The organism is Sphingomonas sp., assembly GCF_039595165.1.
Classification (GTDB): domain Bacteria; phylum Pseudomonadota; class Alphaproteobacteria; order Sphingomonadales; family Sphingomonadaceae; genus Sphingomonas.
In genome coordinates this window covers 1-11,868 of sequence record NZ_JBCNMA010000107.1, presented here as the reverse complement: position 1 = coordinate 11,868, position 11,868 = coordinate 1, and the positions used below count along the sequence as shown (strand labels likewise).

The following is an 11,868-nucleotide window of genomic DNA, read 5'->3' as shown; positions in this document are numbered from 1 at the left end:
GGCCGGCATGGTGTTCACGATCGAGCCGATGCTGCGCCTGCCCGACGAGCATGTCGGGGTGCGGCTGGAGGACATGCTGCTGATCACCCCGACCGGCTACGAGAACCTGTCGGAATCGCTGCCGATCGAGGTCGACGAGATCGAGCGCTTCATGGCCGGACCGCTCCCCGCCGAGCTGCGCTGAGGGGCTCCGAGCCGGCCGCCTTCTCCAATCCTCCCCCGCCAGGGGGGTGGCACGCGAAGCGTGACGGAGGGGGAGGAAGCACGCCGCCAGAGGACGGCACCGCTGAACGTCGATCCGACCTAGGGCTGGCCTTGGTCCACCTTCCGCCCGAACATCTGCACGCGGCATTGCTCGACCCGCCCTCTGTCGGGTCGCAGTTATCGACTTCACCTCACCGGAATGGAGAACAGACTCCAAGCTGAAAAGCAAACATCGGCATTACCTTGTTCTCCGTTTAACCCTTGTCGAGCCCCGCCGCCGCCGCCTGGCGTCACCGGAAAACCACGGATTCCCATGCCGTTGAGCGGGTTTCACGTGGAACCTATTTGGTTATCATCGCATGTCGGGATTTAGCGCTTGTCCTTGCGCTGCTCCGCCTGCCACGCCTGGTATTTGTCGATCGCATCCGATTGGCGCAGGATCTTCGAATGGGGGTCGAGCGTCACCGAGACGCCGTCGGCGGTCTCGCCGGTGCCGCCGGTCATCGGCAGCGTCACCACCCTGCCGTCGACGCGCACGTCGACCGGCATCGGGAAGGGCAGGTTGCCGGGCGTCTCCCAGCGCAGCTTGATCCTCCCGCCTCCGCGCGTGCTCACCAGCTTGGGCAGCTCGGCGCGGTAGAGATAGACGTCGAAGAACCACTTATAGTCCTCGCCGGTCACCTCGTTGACGATCTTGAGATAACCCTGGGTCGTGCCGAACTGCGGGGTGAAGTTGCCCGGCTTGGGGTCGGCCCGGCCGTAGACCAGCATCCGGATCGACTTGAAGAAGGCCTCGTCGCCGATCAGCTGCCGCAGCGTGTGCGCGACCCAGCTGCCCTTGGGATAGATGTCGCCGCGCGGGCCGGTGGGATCGGCATAGACCCATTTCTCGTCGCGCTCGGCGCCGCTCACCAGCGGCTGCTCGTTGCGGATCCCGGCGCGCTGCGACTTGAGCTGCGCCATGTAATCGAGCTGGCCGCCCAGATATTCGGCGAGCAGCGGCTGGGCATAGGAGCCGAACCCCTCGTGCAGCCACAGATCGTCGTAATTGGCGTTGGACAGCTGGTTGGCGAACCATTCGTGGCTGAACTCGTGGTTGAGCAGCCAGTCCCAGCCGAACGGCGTCTTGGGATACTCGTTGCTGTAGCCGATCATCGTCTGGTTCTCGAGGCCCGAATAGGGCACGCGGACCACGCCCATCTTCTGGTCGGCCCAGGGGTAGGGGCCGATCACCGCTTCCCAGAAATCGAGCGTCTGCGGGAATTCCGCGAACAGCTCGGCCGCCTTCGCCTCCTCGCCGGGGAGATAGTAGAAGCGCATCGGAATGGTGTTGCCGAAGCGGCTCTTATAGTCCCCCTCCATCACCTTGTACGGCCCCACGTCGAGCACCGAGCCATAGGTGTGAACGCTGCGCGCGTGCCAGTTCCAGGTGGTCCAGCCGTCCTTGTCGGTCTTGCTGGTCAGCGCGCCGTTGCCCACCGCCATCAGGCCTTGCGGCACGGTATAGTGCAGGTCGCTGGTCGCGGGCTTGAGCGTCGGATGGTCGAGGCAGGGATAGAGCAGGTCGCACCCGCCGCCCCATAAAGAGGTGTCGATCCACGGATATTTGCCGTCCGGCGTCTTCATCCAGGTCGTGCCGCCCTCCCAGGGCGGGCGCTTGGCGAGCGGCGGCGTGCCCGAGAAGGCGATCTTCGCCACGAACCGCTTGCCCGCGGGGATCGCCTTGGGCAGCGTGATGCGGAGCTGGCCTTCCGGGTTGGCATAGGCGGAAGGCGCGATCGTGCGGCCGTCGACCGCGATCGATGCGATCCTGAACTTGGGGAACATGTCGAGGATCAGCACGGGCACCGCCCGGCTCGACTTGAGCGTGAGCGTCGCGACGCTCTCGATCCGCTTCTCCTCGGGGAAGACCTTGGTCGCGAGGTCGAGATGCTCGAAGGTCAGCGCGAGCTGCTCGGCCGGCATCGGGCCGCCCATCTTGCGCGTCTGCTCGGTCACGAACTTGGGATCGGCGGGGTCGGTGACCGGCGCCGCGACCTGGCGCTGCGCCAGGGCCACCGATGCGGGCGCGGCGAGGAGGACCATGGCGAGCGCGATACGGCTGACCGGCATCTTGTTGCTCCTTGAAACTTGACTCTCACGCGACGCCGCGACGGCCATTTGGGGCCGCCGCGACGTTCCTTGCCCGGTTCGATCGGGGATCAGAAGCCCTTCTGCACACGCACCGAGAAGAAGCGGCCGCGCGAGTTGAAGGTCGCCTGGTCGAAGCCGTTGGAATAGTTGCCCTCGAGGAACGGCGGCATGCGATCGAAGATGTTCTCCACCGCGAAGCTGATCCGCGCCTCTTCCTCCTCCCAGTCGTAGCTGATCAGCCAGTCGTTCTGGAAATAGGCGCCGGCGCGCAGATGCTCGCCGTTGACGAGCAGCGAGCTGTCGTTGCGGACCGGGCCGACATAGCGGCCGGCCGTGGTCAGGGTGAAGGGGCCGTTCTGCCAGGTGATCCGCCCGGTCGCGCGATAGCGGGCGAGGGTGCCCAGCGCGTCGGTATAGGTGCCGACGCGCTCGACCGGATCGGCGCCGGGCGCCGGGGGCTGCTTCCAGCTGTCGAGATAGGTCGCGTCGGCGCGGAAGTTGAACCGCCCGAGCGGCCCGTTCGCCGTGGTGTATTCGAACCCGACATCGACGCCCTGGATCTTCTGGTTGAGCAGGTTCTCGCGCGTGGCGAGGATCTCCGTCACGCCGCGCTGGGCATTGCGCGTGATGCGCTCGGCATAGCTCCCGTCGATCGCGTTCTGCAGCAGGATGTAGTTGCGATCGATCGTGCTGATCACGCCGTCCTTCTTGATCCGGTAGAAGTCGACGGTCAGCGACAGGCGCGGAATGAAGCTCGGCGTGAAGACGGCGCCGATGGTGAGGTTGTCGGCCGTCTCGGGCACCAGGTTGGGATTGCCGCCGGTCACCACGAACGAGCCCGTCACCAGCTGCGCCTGGGTGCCGCCGCAATTCGGGAAGCTGGCGAAATTGGCGCCGGAGCAAGGATCGTTGATCGGCGAGAAGCCGCGCGACGTGCCCCCGAACGCCTCGGCGAAGGTCGGCGCGCGGAAGCCGGTGCCCCATGAACCGCGCAACAACAGGTCGCGGATCGGCCGCCACTTCACGCCAACCTTGGGGTTGGTGGTGTCGCCGAACTGGTCGTAATGCGAGAAGCGCCCGGCGAGCTCGAGGTCGAGGCGGTAGAAGAACGGCGTATCCTTGAGGATCGGCACCGCGATCTCGCCATAGATTTCCGAGACGTTGCGCGCCGGCGGCCGGGCATCGACGCCGAGCCCGCGCGAGATGAAGGCGCTGTTGGGCGGCACCTTCGAATTCTCGTCGCGCAGCGAGAGATAGGTCTCGCGGCGATATTCGGCGCCGATCGCCATCCGCACGTCGCCGGCGGGCAGGGCGAAGAGCGTGCCGTTGATGTTGGCGACCGCCGACTGGAGGTTCGAGGTGACGTCGGTCCAGGAATCGGCCGAGATCGAGTCGAGCATCTCCTGCGTGATCGAGCCCGGGCCGCCGAGCAGGTTGATCGGGATGCAGCCATTGTTCGCGGCGCGGCATACATCGGAATCGCCGGCCGCCTGCTGCAGGCGGCTGCGCAGCACGCCGCGCCCGCCATTGGTGAACTGGTCGAGCCGCTGGTAGTTGTACGAAACGTCCCAGTTCCAGCTGCCGAACGAGCCCTCCAGCCCGGCGACGACGCGGTAGGTGTCGGAGGTCACGTTCGACTGGCGGCGTCCGCTGAGCGGCTGCTCGGCGATCGTGCGCGCGATGTCGAGATCGACGCCGAACGGGTTGTAGTCGTTGTTGGCGCTGAGCGTGATCGGGTCGCCGAACACCGCGCCGAAATAATCGGGCGCGAGGAAGCCCAGCGACTTGCGGCGGGTATAGGAGGCCTCGACGAACGCCTTCACGCCGTCCGTGAGCTCGTAATTGCCGTTCACGAAGACGTTGAGCTGCGAGATGTCGGAGGCGCTGCTCTCATAGTCCCAGAAGTTGATGCCGTCGTTCGGGCCCGGCTCGGTATCGGGGAAGTTGGCGGGGCGGAAGTCCGCCACGGTCGCCGCCTGGGCGATGCCGTTGCGCAGGATCATCTGCGTATTGCCGAATCCGGGCAGGCCGGTGACCACGGCGAGCGGCGGCAGCGGATCGCGGAAGTTGCGGCCGCCGCGATCGCGCCAGTCGACGTCGCGGCTCACCGGACGCGCCGAGATGAGGTTGCCCTCCGACTCGCGCCACGAGACGTTGGCCAGGATGCTGCCGCGCTCGAAGCGCTTGCCGAAGGTCGCGCTGAGCTCGCGGTTGGGCAGGTCGCCGCGGCTCGAGACGCCGGCGCCGCCTTTCAGCAGCAACCCGTCGAAATCCTTGCGCATGATGAGGTTGACCACGCCGGCGATCGCGTCCGAGCCGTAGATCGCGGAGGCGCCGTCCTGGAGCACCTCGACTCGCTCGATCGCCTCGAACGGGATCGAGTTGAGGTCGACGGTGCCGCCATCGGTGTTCGAGAGGACGCGGCGGCCGTTGATCAGCACCAGCGTGTTGACCGGGCTCAGGCCGCGCAGCGCGACCGTGGCCGAGCCGCCATTGCCGCGGCCGGCCGAATCGCTGGCCGAGGCGGTAGCGACGGGCAACTCGCGCAGCAGCTCGCCGACGCTGGCGGCGCCGGTCTGGTCGATCTCGGTGCGATCGAGCACCGTCACCGGCGCGGCGCTGGTCAGATCGGTCGAGGGCAGGCGTGAGCCCGTCACGACGATATCCTGCTCGGGCTGCGGTTCGGCGTCCTGTGCCAGCGCCGGCGCGATGGTGAATGCCGGTGCGGCGGCGGCAACGAGCAGAGCGGTCTTCAAGCGTATCACGGCTTTCCCCCCTCGGGATTATCCAGGCGGATGTTGATCGATCCGCTCTAGATATACCGTATACTATCTACATAAACTGCGTCTAGGGACTTTTGCCGTCGTCTGCCATGAGGGCGATGAGAAGAGGGAAATGCGTGCGGAGTCGTGGACGCCGCTCGTACAAACGGCGTCCCGGTCTCCAATCTCGGTGCGATTATTCGTAGCGGAGGGCGCGAACCGGGCTGGTCCGCGCGACTCGGTAGGCATGGCCACCCACGGTGAAGATCGCGATCAGCAGCGCGAGCAGTCCTGCGGCAAGGAACGGCCAGGGCGTCAATGTGATCCGCTGATCGAAGCCGTTGAGCCAGTCGCGCATCAGCCACCAGGCGACCGGCCAGGCGATGAGGTTGGCAATCAGAACCGGGCGGCTGAACTGCCATACCAGCAGCTGCACGATGTCGCGCGTGCGTGCGCCCAGCACTTTGCGGATACCGATCTCCTTGGTCCTGCGCTCGGCGGTGAAGGCGGCAAGACCGAACAGCCCGAGGCAGCCGATCACCACCGCGAGGAGGGCGAAGGCGGCGAACAGCTGGCCACGCGCCATCTCACGATCATATTGCTCGCGGACGATGTCCTCGGCGAAGCGGGCGTTGAACGGCACCTGGGGAATCGTGCGTTTCCACACCGCTTCGGCCTGCTCGCGCACCCGCGCGGGATCGCCGGAGAAGCGCACCAGGATGTCGCCGAAGCCGTTGCGGCGCATGGTGTACATGATCGGCTGGAGCGGATCGCGGATCGACCGGAAGCGCGCGTCGGCGACCACGCCGACGACGGTCACGTTCGCCAGCCCATATTCGTTGGAGAAGGGCTGGGTCTTGAGCTGCTTGCCGACGGCTTCCTGCGGCGAGCGGAAGCCGAGCCGTCGTGCCGCTTCGGCAGTGATCACGACGTTGAGGCCGCGCTGCACGAGCGCGCGTACCGCCGCGTCATAATCGGCGGCGCTGGGGAAGGGCGTGGTGCTGTCGTCGGCGCCATGGGTTTCGGAGAAACCGCGCCCGGCGAGCAGCTTCATCCCCATCGCCTTGAAGAAATCCGCCTCGACCGAATAGGTGCCGATCTCCGCGCCCTCCGTCGTATTGCCGGGAAGGAAGACGCGGGTCATCGAATTGTTGCCGGGGTCGATCGCGATCTGCGAGCGCGCGGCCGCCTCCACGCCAGGGATCCGGCGGATCTGCTCGGTGACCTGCCCGTCGCGATCGTCGACGCCGCGATAGCCGAGATTGCCGATCTGGAGCAGGCCGTCACGACGATAGCCGGCGTCGCTGGTCTGCGCGTAGACGGTCTGCGCATAGATCACCGCGGTGCAGATGATCAGGCCGATCGAGACCGCGAACTGCCCGATCACCAGCGCGTTGCGCAGCACGCCCGAGCCCTGCGCGTCCGCGGCCGACTTGTTGGCCTTGAGGATCTTGGCCGGCTCGAACCGGGCGAGGAAGAAGGCGGGGTAGAGGCCCGCGACGATGCCGACCACGAGCACCATCGCGATCGCCGGCAGCAGCACCCCCTGCGCGCCGAAATAGTCGAGCTCGATGCTGGCGCCGAGGAACGCGTTGAACGCGGGCAGGACCAGCTCGACCGCGGCCAGCGCCAATCCCATCGCGAGCGCCGTGACCAGGATCGATTCGCCGAGGAATTGCCCGATCAGCTGGCGGCGCGATGCGCCCAGTACCTTGCGCAAGGCGACTTCGCGGGCCCGCTGCGAGGCGCGTGCGGTCGCGAGATTGGTGAAGTTGACGCAGGCCATGCCGAGGATCAGCAGCGCGATCACCGCGAAGGTGATCACGGTGAAGCGATCATTGCCCGGCGTGATCGCCGAATTCTGCGCGCGCCCGAGATGCACGTCACGCAGGTTGACCAGGCGGAAGTCCTGATACTCGCCCGGGTTGCGCCGCTGATCGCCGATGAGCTGGTCGGGGATGTTGCGCTTCTCGAAGGCCGGCATCCGCTCGTTGATCAGCGCCGCGTCCTCGGGCTTCCGCAGCCGCACGAAGTTCCAGCCCTGCTGGTTGTCCCAGTTGGTCAGCGCGCCTTGCCGGTCGGCGAACTGGACGCCGAGGTCGAAGCGCGCGACGGCGTTCGCCGAGAAACTGGAATTCTTGGGCCAGTCCTTGAACACGCCGGTCACGCGGTAGTCGACATTGCCCATGTTATCGACGATCGTCAGCGTCTTGCCGATCGCGTCGACCGTGCCGAAGCGACGTCGTGCCTCGCTCTCGCTCAGCGCGATCGAGTGAGTGTCAGGAAGGGCGGTCGCGGCGCTGCCGCGCACGAAGGGGACGTCGAAAATCTCGAACAGATTGCCATCGACCATGCGCAGATCGTCGATCTCGCCGGCCTGGTCGTCCTGGATGACGATCGGCGAGAAGCCGCGTACCCACACCAGCTTCTCAACCTGGTCGGGATAGTCCTTCTGCAGCGCGCGCCCGTTGACGATGCCGCTCACCTGGAGGTGCATTTCCTCGCCGCCCTGCGGAGTCGCCTTGTATTCCGTCTGGACCTGGAAGGCGCGATCGGCGCCCGGCATCCAGTCGTCATAGCTGGTCTCGTAGCGCACATAGAGCAGGATCAGCACGCAGGCGGCGAGCCCGAGCGCGAGGCCGACGATGTTGATCGCGGCGTAGATCCGGTTCTTGGCGAGCGCACGGATCGCGACGGTGAGATAATTGCGCCACATGGCAGGAGCTCCGAGGAAAGAGTGAGTCAGGCAGCGCGACGCTGTTCCTGGAGGATGCGTCCGTCGAGCATGTGAACCACGCGGCTCGCATAATCGGCATGGGCGGGGGAGTGAGTGACCATCACGATGGTCGACCCCTGCGCGTTGAGCGACTGCAGCATCCGCATCACCTCGTCGCCATGATTGGTGTCCAGGTTGCCGGTCGGCTCGTCGGCGAGGATCAGCTTGGGCTGGGCGACCAGCGCGCGTGCCACCGCGACGCGCTGCTGCTGCCCGCCCGACAGCTGGCTCGGCCGGTGCCGCGCGCGATGCGCGATGCCGACCCGGTCCATCACCTCGTCGGTGCGGCGCTTGCGCTCGGCGGCGGGGACGTCGTGATAGAGCAAGGCGAGCTCGACATTCTCGCGCACGGAGAGCTCGTCGACGAGATTGAAGCTCTGGAAGATGAAGCCGATATTGGCCTTGCGCACATCGGCCAGCCGCGCCTCGGGCAGGTCGGCGACCTCCTGGCCGCCGAAGACGTAGGAACCGCTGCTCGGGCTGTCGAGCATGCCGACCAGGTTGAGCAAGGTCGACTTGCCGCAGCCCGATGGCCCCATCACCGCGACGAACTCGCCCTCGGCCACGTCGAGATCGATCGAGTCGAGCGCGGTCGTCTCGACCATGTCGGTGCGGTAGACGCGCGAGAGCTGGCGCATTTGGAGGAGCATCGTCATTCCTTTCCTGGCGAAAGATCGAGCCGGTCCTTGTCGGCGAAACCGGTATAGGGTGAGGTGATCACGCGCTCGCCGGGGTCGAGCCCTTCGAGCACTTCGATCGCAGTGGCGTTGCGGCGGCCGAGCCGGACCGGGCGCTTGACCGCGCTGCGGCCGCCTTCGGCGACGACGAAGACGAAGGCTCCGCCGGTCTCGCTGTAGAAGGCGCCGTTCGGGATCAGCCGCGCGGGCGCGGGATCGCCCAGCGTCAGCTTGGCCTGGAGCGTCTGGCCGCGCTGCAGGTCGGCGGGTTCGGCGCCGGTGAACTGGAGATCGACCTGGAACTGGCCGTTCTGTACCTGTGGATAGATTTTGGTGACCTTGGCGGGGAAGACCTTGCCGTTGAGTTCGATGCGCGCGGTCTGCCCGAGTTGGACGCGGCCGAGATAGAATTCGTCGACTCCGGCCATCAGCTTGTTGCGCCCGGGGCTGTCGATCTGTCCGATCCGCTCGCCGCGCGAGAGCGACTGGCCGACCTGGACGTTGAAGCCGGAAAGCTGGCCAGCGACCGGCGCGCGCAGGTTGAGCGCGTCGAGATTGTCGCGCGCGATGTTGAGTCCGGACTGCATCGACGCCATCGAGGCACGCTGCTGGGCGAGCTGGCTCGACTGGAGCTTCGCGTCGGTCGCTCGGCTGCGGCGCAACGCCTCCAGCCGCCGGCGCTCGTATAGGTACTGCGCCTTGGTGTCCGCGAACGCCTTGCCGGTCACGAAGCCTAGCTCGGCGAGCTTGGCCTCGCGCTCATATTGCAGGCGCGTCTTTTCGATCGCGAGCTCGGCCTCGAGCACTGCCCGCTCGTTGGCGAGCCCGGTCTGCGCCAGCGCGAGCTCCTGGCTGCGCATGTTGTTGATCTGCTGCTCGACCTCGGTCTGGCGGGCGAGGGTGGAGAGCTGGAGCTCGGCGTTGGAGAGTTCGACGATCGGCTGGCCCTTGGCCAGCTGGGTGCCGTCCTCCACCAGCACCTTCTCGACCCGGCCGCCCTCGATCGCGTCGAGATAGACGGTCAGCAGGGGGGTCACGCGGGCGCGCAGCGGGATGAAGTCCTCGAACGTGCCGTTGGTCACGGTCGAGATCGTCAGGCGGTCGGCGACGACCGTCTGCGAATCCCCGCGCGGCGCGTAGAGCCAGAAGACGAGGGCAAGGGCGAGCAGCGCGGTGGCGCCGAGCAGCAGGGGAAGCCAGCGCGGGAAACGGCGCCGTTCGACCACGCGGTCCATTCCGCTCCCGGACACCGGCCGTTCCTCGATGCCCTTGGGGCGATTGATCTTGAGAACGCTCATACCCGCTCGTTCAGCAAGGAGCATGCCAATGACGTGACCAGCGGCCGCGCTGCGTCGAGGTGCGCGACACTGTCCGTTTCCGGACAGAGCTGTGCGGAAACGGACACTAGCACGGGCACGACCAGCATCGTCTTGGTCTCGCCCGTAACCGTGACAGCCCGATGCACCGCACCTGAGGCCAGCAAGTATAGGATGAGGCACAGCAGCACGGCGTGCGCGAAGCGGGCCGCGTGGAAGCGCCTGGTGCGGTTGGGAGAGAGCGGGCGGTCCATAGCCTCTGCACAGCATGGGGCGTGCCAAGTCCGCGAGTTGGCTGATTTCCTCGCTGAACCCCTGTCGCAGGGCGGCTGGCACGGTTATTGATTGTCCGGTTCCGCACAGCGGCTGTTCGGGAGTGGTCACATGGCGGGGGCGGATCGGTTCGGGCTTTGCGTCGTCATCGACGATGACGAGGATGTGCTGACCGCCGCGCGCATGCTGTTGCGCAACCTGTTCGACGAGGTGGTGACGCTGTCGGCGCCGGCGGAGGCGATCGCACTGGTCGCCGGGCGCCGGCCCGACGTGATCCTGCTCGACGCCAATTTCGCGCGCGGCGCCACCGACGCGGCCGAGGGGCTTGCGCTGCTCGAGCAATTGCTCGCGCTCGACCCGGACCTCATCATCGTGATGATCACCGCGCATGCCGGGATCAACATCGCGGTCGAAGCGATGAAGCGCGGCGCGGTCGACTTCATCTCCAAGCCGTGGTCGAACGAGAAGCTTCTCGCCACGGCGCGGACCGCCGCGGCGCTCAATCGCTCGCGGCGCGACGTCCGGAACGAGCCGGGACCACCCGTCCCGGTTGGCGATACCGCGCTGATCGGCGCCGCACCGTCGATGCTGCGAGTCCAGTCGCTGATCGCCCGTGCCGCGCCGACCGATGCGAATGTGCTGGTGCTGGGCGAGAACGGCACAGGCAAGGAACTCGTCGCGCGCGCTGTCCATCGCCTGTCGCGCCGTGCTGCCAAGCCGATGATCACCGTCGATCTCGGGGCGGTCGCGACCGAGCTCATCGATTCCGAGCTGTTCGGTCACGTCCGCGGCGCGTTCACCGACGCCAAGGCCGATCGAGTAGGGCGCATCCAGGCGGCGAGCGGCGGCACGCTGTTCCTCGACGAGATCGGCAATCTTCCGCTCCACCTCCAGCCCAAGCTGCTGACCGCGCTCGAGCAGCGTCACATCACGCCCGTCGGATCGAACCGCGCGGTACCCGTCGACATCCGCGTCATTGCTGCGACCAACCTGTCGCCCGCGGCGCTGCGCGATCCGGCGCAGTTCCGCCAGGACCTGCTGTTCCGTCTGAACACCGTCGAAATCGAGATTCCGCCCCTGCGCGAACGCCGTGAGGATGTGCCGGCGCTCGTCGATTTCTATCTCGACCATTATGCCGCGCGTTATGGGCGACCGCGCCCGCAAATCAGCGCAACGGCGCGCGCTGCGCTGACCGGTCACGACTGGCCCGGCAATGTGCGCGAGCTGCGCCACGCGATCGAGCGCGCGCTGATCCTCGCCGGCGACGCCGCGCTCGAGCCCGGCGATTTCCCGCTCGGCGCGCCGGTGACGCGGATCGCGCCCGACGCGGTCGTCACGCCGCAAGCCTCCGCCGATCTCAATCTCGAGCGCGCCGAGCGGCGCATGGTCGAGGAATCGCTGAAGAAGCACGGCTACAACATCTCCGCCGCCGCCGCCGAACTCGGACTCTCGCGCGCCGCGCTCTATCGCCGGATGGAGAAGCATGGGCTCTGACTGGCGGTTCACCCTCGTTCTGCTGGCGTGGACGGTCGGCCTCGGCGCCGCCGCCGTCGCGACCGCCATCAGCTTCGTGCATCCCGGGCTCGGTGCGGCGCGGCTGGTCGCGCTGGCGCTGACGGCGGGCGCGCTTGCCGGGCTGATCGGGCATGTCCGCCGCACCAATGTCGCGCTGGCCCGCTTCGTCGAGGCGCTGCGGCACGGCGATTTCGCGGTCGGCTTCGGCGGCC

The 11,868-nt window shown here is 67.0% G+C and carries 8 protein-coding genes and 1 pseudogene; 3 read left to right on the top strand and 6 right to left on the bottom strand.

The window, feature by feature from the left end; genetic code table 11:
- The coding region (locus ABDV68_RS15000) for a M24 family metallopeptidase (protein ID WP_343520903.1) at positions 1–184 on the top strand (184 nt) is incomplete at its 5' end.
- Between the two features lie 389 nt (positions 185–573).
- Here the strand turns inward: ABDV68_RS15000 and ABDV68_RS14995 are convergent.
- The 6 genes from ABDV68_RS14995 to ABDV68_RS14970 form a co-directional block, all read right to left on the bottom strand.
- The gene (locus ABDV68_RS14995; RefSeq protein WP_343520902.1) at positions 574–2,316 is read right to left on the bottom strand and encodes a M1 family metallopeptidase; all 1,743 of its coding nucleotides are present in this window, start codon (positions 2,314–2,316) and stop codon (positions 574–576) included.
- A gap of 89 nt (positions 2,317–2,405) precedes the next feature.
- The gene (locus ABDV68_RS14990) at positions 2,406–5,093 is read right to left on the bottom strand and encodes a TonB-dependent receptor (protein ID WP_343520901.1); all 2,688 of its coding nucleotides are present in this window, start codon (positions 5,091–5,093) and stop codon (positions 2,406–2,408) included.
- A gap of 202 nt (positions 5,094–5,295) precedes the next feature.
- The gene (locus tag ABDV68_RS14985) at positions 5,296–7,815 is read right to left on the bottom strand and encodes an ABC transporter permease (protein WP_343520900.1); all 2,520 of its coding nucleotides are present in this window, start codon (positions 7,813–7,815) and stop codon (positions 5,296–5,298) included.
- 26 nt (positions 7,816–7,841) lie between these two features.
- Entirely contained in the window at positions 7,842–8,531 is a 690-nt protein-coding gene (locus tag ABDV68_RS14980; protein WP_343520899.1) for an ABC transporter ATP-binding protein, read from the bottom strand.
- Complete coding sequence (locus ABDV68_RS14975; RefSeq protein ID WP_343520898.1) at positions 8,528–9,850, bottom strand: efflux RND transporter periplasmic adaptor subunit; 1,323 nt, start codon at positions 9,848–9,850, stop codon at positions 8,528–8,530. The genes ABDV68_RS14980 and ABDV68_RS14975 overlap by 4 nt, the downstream gene beginning before the upstream one ends.
- The gene (locus ABDV68_RS14970) at positions 9,847–10,122 is read right to left on the bottom strand and encodes a hypothetical protein (RefSeq protein ID WP_343520897.1); all 276 of its coding nucleotides are present in this window, start codon (positions 10,120–10,122) and stop codon (positions 9,847–9,849) included. Before ABDV68_RS14970 ends, ABDV68_RS14975 begins: the two co-directional genes overlap by 4 nt.
- 130 nt (positions 10,123–10,252) lie before the next feature.
- Here ABDV68_RS14970 and ABDV68_RS14965 point away from each other — a divergent pair, with 130 nt between their 5' ends.
- A complete protein-coding gene (locus tag ABDV68_RS14965; protein WP_343520896.1) occupies positions 10,253–11,635 on the top strand; it encodes a sigma-54 dependent transcriptional regulator in 1,383 nt (460 codons plus the stop codon).
- A pseudogene (locus ABDV68_RS14960) lies at positions 11,625–11,868 on the top strand (sensor histidine kinase); the annotation flags it as partial. The gene ABDV68_RS14965 and the pseudogene ABDV68_RS14960, both read left to right, overlap by 11 nt.